This window comes from Alistipes megaguti (assembly GCF_944320325.1).
GTDB classification, from domain to species: domain Bacteria; phylum Bacteroidota; class Bacteroidia; order Bacteroidales; family Rikenellaceae; genus Alistipes; species Alistipes megaguti.
In genome coordinates, this window is the sequence record NZ_CALUHA010000041.1 from 1 (window position 1) to 19,201 (window position 19,201).

The following is a 19,201-nucleotide window of genomic DNA, read 5'->3' on the forward strand; positions in this document are numbered from 1 at the left end:
GAACCCGCGCCTCAACCGGCCGGCACTCCGGATGCCGCCTCCGGGCACAAACGGACACAAAAAAGCCGGGACACGCATCACTGAGTGTCCCGGCTTTCGTTTATGCTGTCGGCTGACAGCGGCCGATCATTACATCATGCCGCCCATGCCACCGGCCGGCATCGCAGGTGCAGGCTGCTCGGCCTTCTTCTCGGCCAGCACGCACTCCGTCGTCAGGAACATCGAGGCAATCGAAGCGGCGTTCTCCAGAGCCACACGCGATACCTTCGTCGGGTCGATGATACCGGCTGCAAGCATGTCCTCGTACTTGTCGTCGCGGGCGTTGTAACCGAAGGCACCCTGGCCCTCACGCACCTTGTTGACAACTACCGAGCCTTCGCCACCGGCATTGGCCACGATCTGACGCAGCGGCTCCTCAATGGCACGCTTTACGATCTGGATACCGGTCGTCTGATCCTCGTTGTCGCCCTTCATGCCCTCAAGAGAGGCCGTAGCGCGGATGTAGGCTACGCCGCCACCCGGAACGATACCCTCTTCGACGGCGGCACGCGTTGCGGCCAGCGCATCGTCGACGCGGTCCTTCTTCTCCTTCATCTCGACCTCGGTCGTGGCACCCACGTAGAGGACGGCCACACCACCGGCCAGCTTGGCCAGACGCTCCTGGAGCTTCTCCTTGTCGTAGTCCGACGTAGCCTTCTCGATCGAGGCGCGGATCTGGGCAACACGGGCTGCAATGGCCTCCTTCTTGCCGGCACCGTCGACGATCGTCGTGTTCTCCTTGTTCAGCGTCACCTTGTCGGCCGTACCCAGCATGTCGAGCGTCGTATCCTCGATCTTCATGCCCTTGTCGGCCGAGATCACGGTGGCACCCGTCAGTACGGCGATATCCTCAAGCATCTCCTTGCGGCGGTCACCGAAGCCCGGCGCCTTGCAGGCGGCGATCTTCAACGTACCGCGCAGTTTGTTGACCACCAGGGCCGACAGCGCCTCGCCGTCGACATCCTCGGCAATGATCAGCATCGAACGGCCGCTCTGGGCTACGGGCTCCAATACGCCCATCAACTCCTTCATCGTCGAAATCTTCTTGTCGGTGATCAGGATATAGGGCTTCTCCAGCTGGGCCTCCATCTTCTCGGGATCGGTGATGAAGTAGGCCGAGATGTAACCGCGGTCGAACTGCATACCCTCGACTACTTCGACATGAGTCTCGGTACCCTTGGCCTCCTCGACAGTGATCACACCCTCCTTGTTGACCTTGGCCATTGCCTCGGCAATGAGCTTACCGATGTTGTGGTCGTTGTTGGCCGAGATGGTGGCTACCTGCTCGATCTTGGCGAAGTCCGAACCGACCTCCTGGCTCTGGGCGCGCAGCGACTCAACCACCTTGGCGACAGCCTTGTCGATACCGCGTTTGAGATCCATCGGGTTGGCACCGGCGGTGACGTTCTTCAGACCCACACCGATGATCGACTGGGCGAGCACCGTAGCGGTGGTCGTACCGTCACCGGCATCGTCGTTGGTCTTCGAGGCGACCTCCTTGACCATCTGGGCGCCCATGTTGGCGAACGAATCCTCCAGTTCGACCTCCTTGGCTACCGTGACTCCGTCCTTGGTCACCTGGGGTGCACCGAACTTCTTATCGATAATGACGTTGCGACCTTTCGGGCCCAGCGTCACCTTGACTGCATTCGACAGCGCATCGACACCCTCCTTGAGGAGTTCACGCGCTTCCACATTATATTTGATTTCCTTTGCCATGGTTGTTCCGTTTTTAACGTTAGATAATTGCCAGAATGTCGTTCTGCTTCATGATCAGATAGGTCTCGCCGTCGATCTGGATCTCCTGTCCGGCATACTTGCCGTAGAGGACCTGGTCACCGACCTTGACCTCCATCTTCACCTCCGAGGTACCGGGGCCTACAGCCACCACTTTACCAGCCAGGGGTTTTTCCTTTGCCGTGTCGGGGATAATCAGTCCGCCGGCAGTCTTCTCCTCCGCGGGATTCGGGAGAATCAGCACGCGATCCGATAAGGGTTTTACGTTCATAGCACTTAATTTTTAATTGTTACTATCTAATTTTCTTTCGAATAATCGCTTCAACAAGCATCCACTCTTCCAACAATAGATGTGCCAATCGGTTTTTGGCAGATTCGGGGTGACAAACGAGCAGGCGGACTGCCATTTTGTCACCCACGGAAAATTCCCGTACATTTTCCGACCGATTTTTTTGGAGGGAACAAAAAAACGTATTACCTTTGCACACCGATACGGGAAACGTATCGACATGGTGGATGTAGCTCAGTTGGTTAGAGCGTCGGATTGTGGTTCCGAAGGCCGAGGGTTCGAACCCCTTCTTCCACCCGCAAGGGTCTCTTAAAAAAGAGGCCCTTTTTGTTGTCTATTGGCAGGAGGAGAGAGAGGGGGGGGGCAGGTTTGCTCCGGGAAGTCCGCCCCGGCAGTTCGGAAACCTACCCGCTTGCCGCATAACCTAAAAAGAGCAAAGGATCCGCGTTTGCACGAATCCTTTGCTCTTTTCGCTTACCGGCCCCTCATCGGCCTCCGCAGGTCGCCTCACTCTGCCGTGATACGCAGCTCGGCCGGCTTCAGCCCCCGGGCCGTCACCCGGACCAGAATCTCTCCCGGACGGTTGTCGCTGCCGACAATCGCCGTCAACTGACCGCTGAACAGATGCATGCGGGGCTCATAGAAGGATTCAAGTGACGTAGGGTCGCCATTGGCAATAGCCCGGAAGTGGCCCGCACCCGAGACCTCGACACGCACCTCGCGCCGATCCGTCGGCACCGGATTTCCCGCACGATCCACCACTCCGACCGTCACATAGGCCAGATCCCGACCGTCGGCGGCCAACGTCGTCCGGTCGACCGACAGCTGCAAGGCCCGCGCCTCACCGGCCGTACGCACGACCCGTTCAGCCGCCTTCCGTCCCTCGGCATCGTAGGCCACGACACGCACCTCGCCCGGTTCATAACGTACGTCGTTCCACATCAGACGGTAGCGTTCGAGGTTGCTGCGGCGGTTCTTGGTCCGCACCCCCTGGCTCACGCCGTTGACGAACAGCTCTGCCGAGGGATACGACGTATAGACATAGACGGGCGTCACCTCGCCCTCGCGTCCCGGCCAGGTCCAGTGCGGCAGGAGGTGCAGCGTGGGCGACTCCCGGTTCCAGACGCTGCGGTAGAGCCAGTAGCGGTCCTTGGGCAGCGACGCCAGGTCGATGATTCCGAACATCGAACTGTGGTTGGGCCAGGCGTCTGTATGGTAGGGGGTCGGTTCGCCCAGATAGTCGAATCCCGTCCAGACGAACTGTCCGATCAGCCAGGGAAGATCCTCCCCGGCGGCAAAGTCGTCGTCGGGCGTATTCGACCATCCGCAATACTCGACATCGTACCCCGACGACTGATGGTCGGCATGCAGGCGGTCGGGACCCGCCTCGACCGGGAAGTGGTAGACGCCGCGCGACGAGACCGTCGAGGCGGTTTCCGAACCAAGCAGGATGTTCTGCGGCAGGCGGTCGTAGGCCTCGCGGTAGCGGTGCACCCGGTAGTTGAGCCCGGGGATGTCGAAAATGGCCGCAAAGCCGTTCGACAGCACGTCGTCGACCTGATCCATGCCACAGGTCACCGGGCGCGTCGGGTCCTCGCGGTGGCAGATCGACTGCAGCCACGAAGCCGTCCGGTAGCCCTCGGCCGTCGACTGCGTGGGCACCTCGTTGCCCACGGACCACATCACCACCGAGGGGTTGTTGCGGAAATGGTGCACCATGTTGACCAGATCGCGTTCGGCCCACTCCGCGAAATAGCGGTGATAGCCGTTCCGGCACTTGGCCACCTCCCACTCGTCGAAGGGTTCGATCATCAGCATCAGCCCCATCTCGTCGCAGAGCTCCACGAGCGCCTCGGCCGGCATGTTGTGCGACGTACGGACGGCATTGCACCCCATCTCGCGCAGCATCGTAAGCTGGTGGCGGATGGCGGCACGGTTGACCGCCGCCCCCAGCGGGCCCAGGTCGTGATGCAGGCAAACGCCCCGAAAACGAATCGGCTCGCCGTTCAGGAAGAAGCCCTTGTCGGCCCGTACCTCAACCGAGCGGATTCCGAACCGGGTCGTATGGCGGTCCATCTCCTCGCCGTCGATGCGGATCGTCGACTCGGCCGTATAGAGCGTCGGCGTGGCGGGAGACCACAACTCGGGATGCTCGACCGTCAGATGCTGCTCAAAGGGGGCATCATGGAGCAGCTGCCGGCGGTCGCACTTCGAGGCGACCACACGCCCCGTCCTGTCGCGCAGCGAGGTCTCCACCTCGACCGTCTCGCCGCCCTTCAGTCCGTCGAGCCGCGTACGGAGGGTCACCGAAGCGTAATCCCGCCCGACGTAGGGAGTCAGCACCTGAACGCCCCAGACCGGAACATGGACCGGCGCAAGGGTCAGCAGCCGCACCTCGCGGTAGAGCCCCGCACCGGGATACCAGCGCGAAGACTGCGGGCGGTTTTCGAGCGTCACGACCAGTTCATTCTCCCCGACATGCAGCGCCTCGGTGATTTCGCACCGGAAGGCGCTGTAGCCGTAGGGCCAGAAACAGACCTCACGCCCGTTGACCAGCACACGGGCCTCGCTCATCGCGCCGTCGAACAACAGCACGTAGCGGCGGTTCTCGAGCGTATCGATCCGTAGCGTACGCCGGTAACACCCCTTGCCGACATAGGGCAGGCCGCCCGTCCGGCCGGTCTTGAGCGAGGCCCGCTTTTCGCCGTTCTGCACGACGGCCACCTCCTGCAGATCGTTCTCGCGCGAGAAGGGGCCCGAGATGGCCCAGTCGTGCGGAACGGTCACCGGCTGCCAGCCGTCGTGCTGCGTGAAATCGTGGCCGAGGCGGAACTGCCAGTCGGTCAGCAGCTCCTCGTGGTGCGGATTTCGGGCCTGAAGCGTCGCTGCGGCCAGCAGGGTCGCCACAAGCAGCGGAAGTCGTTTCATGAATTTCATGGTCGAATCAGTTCTTGATCGGTTGGACATCTGACCGGCGCTACTCGACGTGGACGTCGGAGAGCGTCACCCAGCCGTCGGGGGTCACATTGTTTTTGGCCGCAATCCGGATGCCGACGGCATTCTCCTTCGAGGTGTCGACAATGCCGACCGCCCAGCGGTAGTCACCCGCGGGGACCGTGCCTACGTCGAACGTGAAGGTGTAGCGCGTCGGGGCACCCTTGTGCCAGTCGCAGGGGCGGGCCTGTTCGTCAAAATAGAGCTTCACGGGCTCGTTCGTCTGCGGATCAAGCAGGGCGAAAGCCACCTTGTACTTGTCGTGATACTGCGGCAGATTCGTCGGACAGTAGGAGTAGCCGAGGTTCACCCAGCGATGGGCGATCGAGGCCCGGCCGCCGGAGGTCAACCGCTCGGGCAGCGTCAGCCGGTCGGGATAGAGGCGGTAGCACCCCTCGCGGATAAACTTCAGCACATATTCGTAGGCTTCGTTGAACCACGACCAGGTTTCGCCCTCGGTGATGTTGCTGTTGTAGCGGAAATCCATCGTATTGACACACGAGCCGATGGCATCCTCGTATTCGCCGCGGCGGACGTCGCCCCAGTCCGAATAGCCGTCGCCCTGGATGGCCGAGAGCGAGTGCGAGGCACGCACCCAGCCGCCCTCCGAGGCGGCCGGACGATCGTAGCGGAACTCCTGCAGGACGCTCTTCTCCCAGTCCGAGAAGTAGGTGTGCATGCCGAAGGCGGCGCTCTGCAGCGAGAATCCCTTGTCGACGGCCTTCCGGATCAGCCGCTCCGAATCGGGATCGTAGTTGTTGCCGTCCCACTGAATGGTGGACCCGATCCAGCGGTGCACCTGCACGGCGATGGGGACATTCCTGAAGGTCTCGGCCCAAAGATCCGTCACCCAGTCGAAGACCGCCTCACGGGGCGAATCGTCGCCCGTCGAGTAGATGCAGCTATGGTATTCGCCCCACTTGCCGATTCCGAAACCGCCGATGAAGGCCGTGATGTCGGGATCGTCGAACTTCTTCGCGAAGGCCCGCATGAACTCGGCGTAGCACTCCTGGAAGGCCGGATCGTCGGGATAGGGCGTCCAGACACGCGACGAGGTTCCGGTCGTCGACCAGTAGACCTCACGCCCCGCAGCCTCGATCTGCTCGCGGACATACTCGGGGACGATGTTGTAGTGGTAGTCGCGGCTGTCGGCCGTAAAGTTGAAGACGAGTTTCAGCCCGCGCTCCCTGGCCCCCTCCATCAGCATGCGCAGACGCTGGGCCTGTTTGGTATTGACCCCCTCGTCCCAGATGTAGACGCCGCGTTCGGGATTGGCATCCGACCAGCGCACGCGGATCAGCAGCATCGAGGCGTAGTCCGACACCTTGACATACCCCTCGGGGACGGACGAACAGGCCAGATGGTCGTACTGCTCCCAATAGTCGTCGGCCAGGCCGTCGCCCAGACCGGCGTAGAGCACCCAGCCCGAGAAGGGATTGCGCAGCACCGACTCGCGGTCGGGCGTCACCGTTACCTCAACCCCCTCGACCTCCTCTGCGGAGCCGCCGTTGCCGCCGTCGTCCGACTTCGAACAGCCGCCGGCGGCAAGCAGGGCCGCCAGAGCGCCCCACACTAAGAATCTTATCTCTTTGGTTTTCATTTTCATGGAATTATCTGTTTTTCATCGTTTCGTTGTCTCGCTTCGGCCCCGCACCGGGAGCCGTCCGGCGGCGGACTACTCCAGCGTAAAGTCCACGCTGCGGCCGCCGACCTGCAGCGTAAAGAGTCCCGGTTCGAGGAACCGGTGCCCCCGGCCGTCGACGAATCCGAGATCCGTCAACGGGTCGATCTCGAAGAGGAACCGCTGCGTCTCTCCGGCTCCGATCATCCGCTTCTCGAAATGCTTCAACTCCCGAACCGGCCGGGCAATCGAGCACCAGGGATCGGTCACGTACCACTGCACCACCTCTCGGCCGTCGCACTCACCGTCGTTGCGCACCTCGACGCTGGCCGTCAGCCGTACCACGTCGGCACACTTCAACGGCTGCTCACCCACTTCGACCTCGCTTCCGTCCTTGAGCAGGGCGCGCAGCGTCGGTTCACCATAGGAGAAGGTCGTATAGCTCAGACCGTATCCGAACCCGTAGAGCGGCGTGCTCGGCAGATCCTTGTAGAGGCCCTGCGTACCGCGACGGCCGCTGTTGCGATGGTTGTAGTAGATGGGGATCTGCCCCACGCTGCGCGGGAAGGTCAGCGTCAGCCGCCCCGAGGGGTTCTCCTCGCCGCAGAGCAGTCGGGCAACGGCCTCTCCGCCCGTAACCCCCGGCTGCCAGGCTTCGAGCATCGCATCGGCAAGCGGCTCCACCGCCGTCAGATCCAACGCCCGGCCGTTGAAGAGCACCACCACGACCGGTTTTCCGGCCCGGCGCGCCTCCGCCGAGACCTCCTTCAACAGCTCCACCTGCGCCTCGGGCAGCGAGATGGAGGTTCGCGACGCATTCTCGCCGCTCCAGCGGCGCTTTTCGCCCAGGCAGAGCACCACGGCATCCGAACGCTTCACCAGCCGACGGGCCTCCTTCAGCGCCTGGACCGTCGGACGGGCCTCGAAATCGAAATCGCTCCGGCAGACGATGCGGTCGGCACCGAAATACTTCTCGAGCCCCTGCCGCACGGTCACAACATCCTCACTGCGTCCGCGTCCGTTCCACGAACCGAGCAAATCCTCGCCGTTGTCGGCCAGCGGGCCGAGCAGGGCAATGCGCGTCGCTTCCGTGAGTGGCAGCACCGCCCCTTCGTTCTTGAGCAGCACCATCGACTCGGTGGCCATCTGCAGGGCGTTTTCAAGTGCTTCGGGCTGCAGCGCGCGCTTCTCCTCGGGCAGCTCCGGCGTATAGGGGTTTTCGAAGAGTCCCAGCCGGAACTTCACGCGCAGTACGCGCCGCACGGCATCGTCCAGCCGCTCCTGCGAAACCTCCCCGGCCGCCACCAGATCCGCCAGATGACGGCGGTAGATGTTGTCGACCATATCCATGTCCAGGCCGGCATTGATCGCCCGCTCCCCCGCCTGACGTTCGTCGGCGGCATATCCCTGATTGATCAGCTGCCGGACGGCATCCCAGTCCGAGACGACAAAGCCGTCGTGCTGCCAGCGCTGCTTGAGCACCTCGGTCATCGTATAGCGGTTGGCCGACGCCGGGATGCCGCTCAGCAGGTTGAAGGCGCTCATCACCGTAACGGCCCCGGCCCGGATGCCGGCCTCGAACGGCGGCAGATAGGTATCCCAGAGGGTCTGGCGCGAGATTTCGGTCGGCACGTAATCGCGTCCGGCCTCCGAAGCCCCGTAGCCGACATAGTGTTTCAGACAGGCGGCAATCGACCCTTCGTCCGCCAGATTGTCACCCTGATAGCCCCTTACGGCCGCCTCCGAGAAGCGGGAGGTCAGCAGGGGATCCTCGCCGTAGCCTTCGGCCACCCGTCCCCAGCGGGGATCGTGCGCCACGTCGACCATCGGCGAGAAGGTCCAGTCGATACCCGCCAGACTGGCCTCGCGAGCCGCATCGGCACACACCCGGGCCGTAAGGTCGGGATTCCACGACGCTCCCTGCGCCAGCGGAATCGGGCAGATGGTCCGGAATCCGTGGATGACGTCGAATCCGAAGAGAACCGGAATGCCCAGCCGCGACTGCTCGACGGCATGACGCTGAATGGCGTTGCGCAGCACGGGGTCGTCGGCATAATAGATCAGCGAACCGATCTCGGCGGGAATCTTGCTTACGGTCTCGCCGATGTTGTTCTCGTTGTCGTTTTGTCCGGCCGTGTACTGGTTGAGCTGGAGGATCTTCTCCTCAAGGGTCATCCGTCCGAGCAGCGAATCGACCCGCTCCTCGACGATCATATCCTCCCAGGAGGTCACGGCAAAGGGGCGCCGTACGGCGTAATGGGCCGCCAGCTGCGCCCAGCGCCGCTCCAGCGAATCGACGCCGCGGGGCGCATAGGGATTCCCCACGACCGACCGTCCCGACAGCGTCTCGAACCACGTGCAGGCCGCCGTATAGCGGCCGTAGGTCAGTTCGAGATGATAGCCGTCGCGGTTGAACGTATCGCCCAGCGGCGTGGTGCGTCCGTTCTGGATGGCCGTACCCGAGGGGATCACGCCGCAGATCTGCGGCGAGTCGTCCAGCGCACAGCGCACGCTCTGCAGAATGCGGGCATACATCTCCGACTGATCCCTGTCGTAGAGCACGAATTCGCCATGCTTCGAATCGCGGGCATAGGCCCACGTCTGGTGGAACCAGATCTGCAGCGCGGGATTGTCGACCTGCCGCTCGACACAGGCGATCAGATCGCGCAGATAGGGCTGGTAGGTCACGTAGCGACCCGACCGGCCGCTGGCCTGCTGCAGGGTGACGATATCCCACGGCTCGTCGGCCAGCGCCCGGGAGAGCGACACGTTCGTCTGCTCGGTGCGCACGCCGTCGACCACCTTGCGGTAGGCATAGGCCGGTGCGTCACTGCGGGCATTGTTCCAGTGGCGTTCGAGCGGACAGCCGCCGATGTACAGGTTTCCGATCACGGCCTCGATGCCGGCCGCGTCGAACAGCTCCCAGAGATACTGTTCGACGGCATCCTGCGAGAAGCTGTTGCCGATGGCCAGGATGCGCAGCGGCCGGGCCGTCTTCTGCGCCTCATCCGGAGCGGCGGTTACGATCGGTGCGGCCGGAGCCGCCGCGGGGTTCGGAGTCCGGGCCGCGACGGCGGTTCCCGCCAGAAGGAGCAGGAACGCCGCAAGCACCCGGCTGAAGAGGTGTTTTTTCATAGGGTTTTTATTTCAACAGTTTGTTCATTCGTTATTCGGCCGGAGCCAGACAGAGCGCCGAGATATGCCCCTCGACCACCGTGGAGCCGACATCCACGCCCCGAACCGTGAGGCGCAGGGTGCCGTCCGCCGCGGGGGCCACCTCCGCGAACGTCAGGGCATACTCTTCGAAGGGGACTTCCTCCCACGAGGGGTAGAGTCCGGTGCCGCTGCCGAGGCGGATTCCCTGACTGATCCGCCCGCCGGTCTGCGTGGCACCGACCAGCTGGTAGTCGGTCGTGCGGGCCGTCCGCGTACCGTTGTAACGCGTCGCCAGCACCGTGACGTCGAATTTCTGGGTGGGCTGCAGCCCCGAGATGACGATCGTTGCGGGATCGCTGTCGCCTTCACCGGGCGTACCCGTCACCGTCAGTCCGTCGACCCAGACCATGCGGGGCCACGTGATGCCCTGCGAGACGATATCCGACTCGGGTTCGCCGCTCACCCCGGCATAGACGGTGCTGAAGGCCGGATCAATCGACAGCACGGCCTGCGTGTAACGATCCTCGGCATCCTTCAGGGTGATGTCGGCGGCATCCGCGGTGGTGATGTTGTTCCAGGGCGTACCGGAGGACTTGCTGCCGAAATCGACATAGATCGCCGCCTCGACGGGTCCGTCGTCGACCTGAGGATGTTCGTAATCGACCAGCGTGGTGATCTCATAGGGCTGCTCCACGGCCGCATGGGCGGCGTGCTGCGCAATGGCGGTCATCTGGGCGTCGATCGTGGCGGGGGCGTACGTGTTGCCGACCGCCGACTCGCCGGACAGCGCCTCGAACCAGGTGCAGGCTGCCGTATAACGTCCGTAGGTGGTTTCGAGGTGGTAGCCGTCGCGGTTGAACGTGTCGCCGAGGAACGACGTGCGGGCATTCTGGATGGCCGTACCCGAGGGGATCACCCCGGCCAGCGACGCATTGTCGGCAAAGGCCTGCTGAACGGCCGACACGATGGCCCGGTACATCGTCATCTGATCGTTTCCGTAGGAGGGGAAGTCGGCGTGGTTCGAACTTTGGGCATAGGCCCACGTCTGGTGGAACCAGATCTGTGCATCGACCCGCTCCTGCAGGTAGCCGATCAGGTTCGACAGATAGGGAACGTAGGTTTCGTAGAGGCCCGAGTCACCGCTGGCCTGCTGCAGGGTGACGATGTCCCACGCCTCGTCGGCCAGTGCCGTCGAGAGGGCGACGTTCTTCGTCTCGCGCTTCACGCCGCCGACCACCTTGCGGTAGGCATAGGCCGCCGCATCGCTTTGGGCATTGCTCCAGTGCTTCTCGAGCGGGCAGCCGCCGATGTACATGTTTCCGATCACGGCCTCGATGCCGGCCGCATCGAACAGCTCCCAGAGATACTGTTCGACGGCATCCTGCGAGAAGCTGTTGCCGATGGCCAGGATGCAGAGTTTCCCGTCGGCCAGCGGATCGTCCGCCGGCTCTTCGGGATCGGGCGTCCCGGGTTCGTCAGGGGTCTCCTCCTCCCCCTCCTCGTCCGAACCGGGGGTCTGTCCGGAGCCGTTCTGCTCCGTTCGGGGCTCGTCGTCGGACGATTCGGTGCAGCCTCCGCCCAGCACAAGGGCCAGCGCTACGGCCGCACAACCTATCCATTTGAAAATTCGTTTCATGGCAGTAAATCAATACACGATCAAAGCGGTTATTTCCTGTTGGGTTCGGCGGCCTCCGAACCCTGTTTTCCGTTCATCTGCTTCGCGCGATAAAAATCGCGGATCAGATACCAGGCCTGCTTGCGTTCGCCCCGGTCGGAAAGGAGCCCCTTGCGGTTCCAGCCCTGCTGGTTGACCGGATGGAAGCGGTAGGGCGAACGGAAATCGAAGAGAATCCAGGGAGAGATGCCGACCAGATTGGGGATGTGGGCAAACATGGCCAGATTGTCGGCAAAGAGCCGGGCCTGATACTCCTCGCTCCACGACGAGGCGCAACGCGCGTCGCCGTGCTGTCCGTAGAGGGCCTCGCCACCGAACTCCGAGATGATCAGCGGTTTGTCGGGGAACACCTCCCAGCGGAGCGAGGCGGGCTCCTTCGGCCACGGGGCATACCACCCCATGTATTTGTTGACGGCCACGACATCCAGCAGCGGGGCGAAATCGTCCTGCATCTGGAAGCGGTCGCTCTCCCGGCGGTAGTAGACGTTGTCGAAGGCCGCCACGAAGAGCCGGCTCGCATCGAGACTCCGCCCCAGCTCGAGCAGCCGTCGCAGGAAGGCGTCGCGCGCCGGCGACGGACGGGTTTCGTTGGCAATGCCCCAGAAACCGATGGCACAGCGGTTGCGGTCGCGGACGATCATTTCGTGCAGCATGCCGCGGGCCTTCTCCTCGGTCGACGGATCCGTAAAGTCGATCCCCTGCCAGATGGGGATCTCCTCCCAGAGCAGGATGCCCAGCTCCTCGGCCAGCCGCACCGTATGCTCGTTCTGCGGATAGTGGGCCAGCCGCACCATGTTGGCGCCCAGGGCCTGCACCTCGGACAGAAGCATCCGCGCATCGGCACGGCTGCAGGCGCGTCCGCGCCGCTGCGGGATCTCCTCGTGGAACGAGATGCTGCGCAGGAAGAGCTCCCGGCCGTTGACGAGGATCTTCGTGCCGTCGACCGCGATCCGGCGGAATCCGATCCGGTCGTCGACAGCCCCCTCACCGCACGCCAGCCGCACGTCGTAGAGCCGCGGCGCATCGGGGGCCCACAACTCGAGACGGCGCACGTCGAAGGCGGTCTCGCCACGCCCCTCGCCGTCGGTCGTCAGACGCCGCTCCACCCCCAGTTCGGGGATCTGCAGCGTGACCTCCGCCGCCACGGGCTCCGAGAGTTCGACGCTGAAGCGCAGCCGCCGGTCCGACGATTCGTCGAGCCGCAGGAAGTAGTCGCGGATGAAGAGTTGCGGCGTGCGCACCAGCATCACGTCGCGCGTGATGCCGCCGTAGTTCCACCAGTCGAAGGCCATGGCCGGGATGGCATCCGGCGTCCGGCGGTTGTTGACCTCGACGGCCAGGAAGTTGTCACCCTCGTGCAGGCGGTCGCCGATCTCGACCTCGAAGGGGGTGAATCCCCCCTCGTGGCTGCAGATCCGCTCGCCGTTGAGGTAGACGTTGCAGCGGTAGTTCACCCCGCCGAAGTAGAGGAAGAGCCGTTCGCCCTGGCGCAGTGCCTCGACCGGCGTGGCACAGGCTCCTTCGGGGAGCTGCGGCGCCGAATCGCCGACCAGCAGATGCCGGGCATACCACACCGTCCCCTCGTAATAGTCCAGCTCGGGCGACTGTGAATTCCAGTCACCGGGCACCTCGAGGCGCAGCCCGCCCTCGAAGGCATATTCGAAAAATTCGGTGTCGTTCTGCGGTTTGCGGTTGAGGAAGATCTCCTTGGGGACCCCCTGGTCGTAGGGGTCGACGATGGCGGCCCATTTGCCGTTGAGCGACTGACAATGGCGGCCGTATGCGTTGGTCATGGCCGGGCGCGCCTCGACCCGCGGTGCCGCAACGGCACCGAGCAGCGTACACGCAGCCAAAAGATGAAGTTTCAGGTGATTCATTCGATGGCGTATTTGTAGAGTACAAAGGTATTTTCAGCGGGCAGCGACACCCGCAGGGAGCCCTTGCGTCCCACGGTCTGCCGCTCCTTCGACGGGCCGTAGCCCAGCAGGCGTGTCAGGGTGATCTTGCGTCCCTCGGTCAGGAAGGTCTCGACCACCCCTTCGTCCGACGGCACGGCTTCGCGGTAGAGCAGCAGATAGCCCTCCCGGTCCGAGAGGATCGACTGGAAACCGGTCCACGAGCGGCCCGAAGGCTCCTCGCCCACGGGCAGGATGATCCCCTCGTGGAACGAACGGGCGATCCGCTTGTAGGATTCGACGAGCGGTGCAATCCCGAAGGCCTCGTCGGGCAGATTCGACGACTCCAGCCAGGCCAACGGCTGTCCGGCCATGGTCGTGGCAAAGAGGTAGTCGAAGCCGCAGGTCGCCGGAGCAAAGGGGTCGTCGCCGTACTTGTCCGTATTGCGCCACTTGTTCAGGAACTCGATCTGCAGGCGTTCGGCCGGGACATAGCGGCTCAACTGCCAGAGGTTGCGCAGCGTCCGGTAGGGGTAGTAGTTTCCCCAGTCGGTATAGCGGTTTTCGAGGAAGATGTTGCCGTATTCGTTGAACAGATGGTAGCCGCCGCGCCGCGAGGCCGTGGCGTCAAGGTTGAAGAGCACCTCGCCGTCCGACTCCTCCTCGACCCGGTCGAAGAGGCGCCGCAGATTGGTTTCGGCCCGTTTGGTGGGGATCGTCAGGCCGTCGATCTTGAAGACCCGGATGCCGTAGCGGCGGTAGAGGTCGAGCAGCGCCGCGGCATCCTTTTCCCAGTCGGCGAAGTCGTCCTGCACGCTCGGATTGAACCACAGCCCCACCTCGATACCCAGTTCGCGGGCCCGTTTGACCACGGGATCGAGCCCCCGCGGGTACTTGTCAGCTGCCGGCTTCCAGTAGTCGGGGTCCTGCCAGATGTTGCGGAACGACCCGCGGGCCAGCGCCGAATTGGGGCTCTTGCCCTGCTGCCAACCGTCGTCGATCTGGAAATGGGTGATCCCCAGCCGGGCGGCGCGCTCGATCTCCTCCAGGCAGAAGCGTTCGTTGACCTTCGTATCCTGGCTGCGGTCGCCCCAAGTGTTCATCATCACCATCTCGTCGCGGCCGTCGCGCGGGGCACGGATCTGCTTCTGGTAACGCCGCAGGGCGGTCAGGGCCGCCAGTTCGCCCTCGCCGTAGACGCCCGTCACCACGCCGTAGGCCCGCACCCACTCGTGCGAGAGATCCCCCGGCGCCACGCCGACGCCCGTCACGGCGAACGCTCCGAAATCGGTCGTGAAGTCACCGCGCCCGTAGGCCAGTTGCACGGCCGAACAGGGGGCCTCCTTCAGGAAGAAGAAGCCCCGGCCGTCGACGCCGTTGCGGACGAAGAGCAGGTTGCCGCGATAGCTGTTCTTGCGGTAGGCGATGACGTCACGCTCCCAGACCAGGTTGTCGTTCCAGTCCGTCACGTCGGAGAACTCCACGGCCCGCGCATGCCAGTGCACGCCGGGAAGGTTCATCCGGTCGAGGATCGCCTCGGAGGATTTCACCGCCATGTCGGCCTGCGCCTCGATGTTCTTGCGGTCGGCGGCATTGGCCGATTCGGCCGAGGCCTCCAGCACGGCGGTCGGAGCGGCCCCGGAGGCATCCGTGAGCCGCAGCCACGTCTGGCAGGCGATGGCCGGTACATCCCCGTAGATGCGGTATTCGCGCCGGATCTCGACGCCGTCGAGCGCATACTCCACCCGGGCGCGCAGATACGCCGGGGCGATGACCGTGGCCGGGACCGTCCCGACCGTCAGCGTTCCCCCGGCACCCGGTGCCGAAGCGTTGCGCGTAAAGACGAAATCGGGCTGCGGCCGCACCGTGCGGAACAGCGTTCCCGAGGTCCGGTCCTCGAGCGAAAGGGTCATCAGATTGCCGCCGTTCCAGCGGAAACGGCGCTCCACCGCGGCGTTGCCGAGCACCAGCACCGTATCCCCCTGCAGGAAGGCATAGGGGTGCGAACGGTCGACACCCGTCTCCGGCCGGGCAGCCCGGGCCGACGGGGCCGCCGGAGCCGTCAGCCCCGTCGGGGCCAGAAGCACAAGAAGAGACGCCAGAGCGGCGCGGAAAATCATCGTCTGTCGGTTCATAGGGCAAACTATCGGTGGCCCGCAATCCCGGCCGGCTGGTCGAGGATTCGGTTCGGGAGGTTGAAATTCTGGTTGTTCAACGGGGCATCGTGGCGCCAGGCTCCGCGCGACATGGCCTCCTGCAGCTCCTTCAGATGGTCCTGATAGACGCCGCGGGGCAGACAGCCGTAGCGGTGGCAGATCGCGGCGGCCATGCCGACCACCTCGCCCATCATGCCCGTCGTCCGCATGACGCGCACCGTACCGAGCGCCACGTGCGTCACGCTGATGTCACGCCCCGCCATGAAGAGGTTCTCCACGTTGCGCGAATAGAGGCAGCGATAAGGCACCGCATAGGGTTTGATCCAGTTGTGGACGGTGGCCGCCTTGAAGGGATCCTCCGGGAATCGGGCCGCATTCTCGCGGTCGGGGAAGTGCAGGTCGATGGCCCACGAGGTCGTGAACGACCCGTCCTCGTGGAAGACCTCCTTGTCGATGTCGTCCTGCTTGAGGATGTAGTCGCCCAGCAGCCGGCGCGACTCGCGCTTGCCGGCGATGTAGCCCACCCAATCAAGGTTGCGGTCGGCAAAGCGCTCCCGCTGTGCGGAGTGGTTCTTCAGGAAGCTCCAGTTCGAGTAGATCACCAGCAGTCCGTAGTCGCGGATGCGCTCGGCCTCGGTGATCTGGTTGCGGTTGAGCCCCGTCTCCCACTTCCACTCGCCGAAGGTCACCGCCTCGCAGTTCTCGTCGTTGAACTCCAGTCCGTAGGAGAATTCGGGGAACTTCGCATGCCGTTTGTCCACCTTCGAAGAGTACCACTGCACCGAGGCACCCATGGTCATGCTGTCGGCCTGCTCGGGGGCCAGCGCCTCGCCGAACTCCGAACGGGCTTCGCGGCCCATGCGGTAGTCGGCCCCGGCCAGATAGCCGATCGTGCCGTCGCCCGTACAGTCCGAAAACAGCGGCGCCGAGAGCCAGATCTCCTCGCCCGTCTCGATGTGACGGACCAGCACCGCGGCAATCCTCAACCCCTCCATCCGCACCTCGAGGGCCCGGTAGGGGGCCAGCAGCGTGACGTTCGGTTCGCCGTCGATGAACTGCTGCTTGCGCTCGTCCTCGTAATTCGAGGCGGGCTGGGCGTTGCCGGCCTTCGTGTGGCCGAATTCGCGGATCATGCGCCCCAGCATCGGGTAGCGGCCCAGCTCGACGTAACCGCCCAGATGGACCCGCACCTCGGCGCTGTTGTTGCCCCCCAGCACGGGGCGGTCGTTGACCAGCGCCACGCGTCCGCACCCTTCGCGGGCGGCACTCACCGCGGCGCACATGCCCGCAATGCCTCCGCCGACCACCACGAAGTCGAACTGCTCCTCGCGGGGAGCCTTCCGCCCGGAGAGCTCCCGGCGGAACTCCGCAAGCGCAGCGGCTTCGGCCGGCGGCACGTCGTCGGGGCGGTCCGTCAGGTAGACGGCGTCACAACGACCGTCGAAACCCGTCAGATCCTCCAGCGCCAGGGTCGTCTGCCCGGCGCGGAGCGCAACCTCGCCGGCACACTGCCACTCCCAGCCGGAGCCCGTCTGACCGAGCGTTGCTGAGAGCAGCCTCCGGCCGATCCGCACGCGGAACTTTCCGGGGCCGGGCTTCGACGTCCACGGCGCGGTCCAGTTGCAGGTGCGCACCCACACGCGGTAGAGCCCCGCATCGCGGATCTCGATGTCGGTCCGGGCCGGAGCCACGGGCCGTCCGGCGCCGTGTGCCAACAGGTAGGGGGAGCCCATCAGCTCCATGAACTGCTGGTCGACGACCCATCCGCCCTTTTCGGCAAAACTCTCGGCCTCAACCAGAATCGGAGCGGCTGCCGCCCCGAGTACTCCGGGCAGCATCAGCAGCAGTGCGATCAGTCTCTTCATATGCGTTTTTTCGGCAATACAAGTTTACTTCAAATTTTCCATTCCGGCAAGTCGTCCGCAAACCGCGCCTCCGCCGAGGAGCTCCGAAGAGTCCCCCGGCGGAAGTCGGTATCAGCGCCGGACCGGAATCCGGCCTCACGCGGAGGGATTACTCCCGCACGTCGAAGACAACGGTCATCTTCTCGATGTCGATCTCCACGTAGTTGCATCCCTCCGGGATGTGGAAGTAAGCGTAGCGGTTGTCGCCCTGACCGCCTACCAGCTGCTCGGTCTTGCCCGGCACGGCATCCACGTATCCCGTATGGTCGTTACGTTTGGCATCGGCCGTCGAGCCGTAGCAGTAGACGTTGTTGTGCCAGGGTGCGACCTTGAAGTTCACGCCGCCGGCATGCGACTCGCCGACATCGTCCTTGGCCGTCTGACGGGGCAGCACGGCACCCTTGTAGACGAAGATGTTCGGATTGGCCAGGCTCTGCCGGAGCGAATAGGCCTCCTGGAAACCGGTGAAGTAGCCCTTGTCCGTGTCCTTCGCGTAGTTGTTGAACGTTCCGTACATCCACAGTTGGGTCACCTCCATCTCATAGGGGTTGGCCGTGGGGGTGCCGTCGTCGGTATAGGTCTTGTTGAACGAAACCACGGTATTCTTCAGATCGGTGGCGGCCGAACGGAAGGTGATGGTCTTGGCCGTCAGGTCGACCACGATGCGGTAGATGCCGTCGGCCGGGATCGTCCAGTAACGGTTGGCCGACACGGCCGACGAGGTCGTCACCTGCATGTAGGCCGAAGCCTCACCGTCGTGGATGTCGTTGCCCGATGCCGGAACGAACGACATCTCGGTCTTCTCGTCGTAGAGCAGCGGCAGGTAGAGCGTTCCGGCCTTCAGTTCGCCGCGGAAGGCGTAGACCGAAGCGTTCTCCAGCATCTGGGCCACCTCGACCTCCTCATCGCCCAAAACGGCCGTACCGGCCAGGTAGATCTTGTCGATCTCGACGATGCTCGACGTCGGGATGATCGTAACGGTCTCGGCATCCATGTTCACCGTGACGCGGTACTCGTCGTCTGCGGGGATCTTCCATCCGCCGTGCGACTCCGAAGCATCGACGACCCGGGCCTCCATGGGCGTCTCGCCGATCTCGGTATCGGCGCCCGATGCCGGAACGATGGCGTTGTTCTCGTCGCCGTAGACCACCGGGAAGAAGACCGTCCCCTGACGGAGCGATCCGGTCCAGACGTAGAGCCGCGGATTCGTCTCCGAGGCCGTCAGCTTGACGGGTGACTCGAAGGCCGAGCCGTTCATGTAGAGTTCGTCAGCCTCGAACTGCTTGGGGCCGTAGGTCTTCACCCGCACGTTGACCGTCGCCTCGTCGGGGATGATCAGCGTCGGGCCGTCGAACGACACCGTGATGGTGAAGCGCATGTCGCTGTACGAACTGGTCAGCATGCCGAAGTGGTCGACGAGCATCTGCTGCAGCTCGGCGTTCGTATACTCCCGCCGGAAGTTGCCCGTATCCTCATACTCGGTGATGGCCTCGCTCTTGCTGCCGTCCACCTCGATCTGATAATAATAGGTCACGAGGTAGTCGTCACCGTATTCGGCCGCCGGGGTCCACTCGACGGTCAGCGCCGTCTCGTCGGCCGCCGCCTCGTTCAGCACGAGGGTCTGGGCCGAAGAGGTGATCTCCACGACGAAGTTGTGTCGCGAATAGGCATTGTCCACCTCCTCGTTGCAGGCCGCAAGAGCCAGTGCGCCCAGAAGGAATGCCGATTTATGAAT

Annotated in this window: 10 protein-coding genes and 1 tRNA gene; 1 reads left to right on the plus strand and 10 read right to left on the minus strand. The window is 63.9% G+C overall.

Annotated features, from left to right (window positions below; genetic code table 11):
* Positions 1-129 precede the first annotated feature (129 nt).
* Positions 130-1,758 carry a chaperonin GroEL gene (gene groL, locus PUQ42_RS09380; RefSeq protein WP_122119761.1) on the minus strand — a complete coding sequence of 543 codons (1,629 nt, stop codon included), beginning with the start codon at positions 1,756-1,758 and terminating at the stop codon, positions 130-132.
* 19 nt (positions 1,759-1,777) lie between these two features.
* Positions 1,778-2,047 (minus strand): co-chaperone GroES, encoded by a 270-nt coding sequence (locus PUQ42_RS09385; protein ID WP_087310704.1) that lies wholly within the window; start codon positions 2,045-2,047, stop codon positions 1,778-1,780.
* 240 nt (positions 2,048-2,287) lie between these two features.
* Between PUQ42_RS09385 and PUQ42_RS09390 the strand changes: the two genes are divergently transcribed.
* Positions 2,288-2,363 (plus strand) — tRNA-His (locus tag PUQ42_RS09390).
* A gap of 209 nt (positions 2,364-2,572) precedes the next feature.
* On the opposite strand, the gene PUQ42_RS09395 is transcribed toward PUQ42_RS09390, so the two are convergent.
* The 8 genes from PUQ42_RS09395 to PUQ42_RS09430 all read right to left on the minus strand — a co-directional run.
* Positions 2,573-5,002 carry a glycoside hydrolase family 2 TIM barrel-domain containing protein gene (locus PUQ42_RS09395; RefSeq protein ID WP_273373190.1) on the minus strand — a complete coding sequence of 810 codons (2,430 nt, stop codon included), beginning with the start codon at positions 5,000-5,002 and terminating at the stop codon, positions 2,573-2,575.
* A gap of 40 nt (positions 5,003-5,042) precedes the next feature.
* A complete protein-coding gene (locus PUQ42_RS09400; RefSeq protein ID WP_273373192.1) occupies positions 5,043-6,665 on the minus strand; it encodes a DUF4832 domain-containing protein in 1,623 nt (540 codons plus the stop codon).
* 69 nt (positions 6,666-6,734) lie between these two features.
* Positions 6,735-9,815 (minus strand): DUF4886 domain-containing protein, encoded by a 3,081-nt coding sequence (locus PUQ42_RS09405; RefSeq protein WP_273373194.1) that lies wholly within the window; start codon positions 9,813-9,815, stop codon positions 6,735-6,737.
* Positions 9,816-9,846: 31 nt separating this feature from the next.
* The gene (locus PUQ42_RS09410; protein WP_273373196.1) at positions 9,847-11,472 is read right to left on the minus strand and encodes a DUF4886 domain-containing protein; all 1,626 of its coding nucleotides are present in this window, start codon (positions 11,470-11,472) and stop codon (positions 9,847-9,849) included.
* 29 nt (positions 11,473-11,501) lie between these two features.
* A complete protein-coding gene (locus PUQ42_RS09415) occupies positions 11,502-13,388 on the minus strand; it encodes a glycoside hydrolase family 2 protein (RefSeq protein WP_420534960.1) in 1,887 nt (628 codons plus the stop codon).
* The gene (locus PUQ42_RS09420) at positions 13,385-15,541 is read right to left on the minus strand and encodes an alpha-galactosidase (protein ID WP_273373198.1); all 2,157 of its coding nucleotides are present in this window, start codon (positions 15,539-15,541) and stop codon (positions 13,385-13,387) included. Before PUQ42_RS09420 ends, PUQ42_RS09415 begins: the two co-directional genes overlap by 4 nt.
* An 8-nt stretch (positions 15,542-15,549) precedes the next feature.
* The gene (locus PUQ42_RS09425; protein ID WP_273373200.1) at positions 15,550-17,427 is read right to left on the minus strand and encodes an FAD-dependent oxidoreductase; all 1,878 of its coding nucleotides are present in this window, start codon (positions 17,425-17,427) and stop codon (positions 15,550-15,552) included.
* A 148-nt stretch (positions 17,428-17,575) separates the two neighbouring features.
* A partial coding sequence (locus tag PUQ42_RS09430; protein WP_273373202.1) for a SusE domain-containing protein occupies positions 17,576-19,201 on the minus strand: 1,626 nt, incomplete at its 5' end.

What these genes read in the sequence shown, in the direction of transcription:
- groL (WP_122119761.1), bottom strand. Translation starts at nt 1,758, where the DNA reads ATGGCAAAGGAAATCAAATATAATGTGGAAGCGCGTGAACTCCTCAAG.
- PUQ42_RS09385 (WP_087310704.1), bottom strand. Translation starts at nt 2,047, where the DNA reads ATGAACGTAAAACCCTTATCGGATCGCGTGCTGATTCTCCCGAATCCC.
- PUQ42_RS09395 (WP_273373190.1), bottom strand. Translation starts at nt 5,002, where the DNA reads ATGAAATTCATGAAACGACTTCCGCTGCTTGTGGCGACCCTGCTGGCC.
- PUQ42_RS09400 (WP_273373192.1), bottom strand. Translation starts at nt 6,665, where the DNA reads ATGAAAATGAAAACCAAAGAGATAAGATTCTTAGTGTGGGGCGCTCTG.
- PUQ42_RS09405 (WP_273373194.1), bottom strand. Translation starts at nt 9,815, where the DNA reads ATGAAAAAACACCTCTTCAGCCGGGTGCTTGCGGCGTTCCTGCTCCTT.
- PUQ42_RS09410 (WP_273373196.1), bottom strand. Translation starts at nt 11,472, where the DNA reads ATGAAACGAATTTTCAAATGGATAGGTTGTGCGGCCGTAGCGCTGGCC.
- PUQ42_RS09415 (WP_420534960.1), bottom strand. Translation starts at nt 13,388, where the DNA reads ATGAATCACCTGAAACTTCATCTTTTGGCTGCGTGTACGCTGCTCGGT.
- PUQ42_RS09420 (WP_273373198.1), bottom strand. Translation starts at nt 15,541, where the DNA reads ATGAACCGACAGACGATGATTTTCCGCGCCGCTCTGGCGTCTCTTCTT.
- PUQ42_RS09425 (WP_273373200.1), bottom strand. Translation starts at nt 17,427, where the DNA reads ATGAAGAGACTGATCGCACTGCTGCTGATGCTGCCCGGAGTACTCGGG.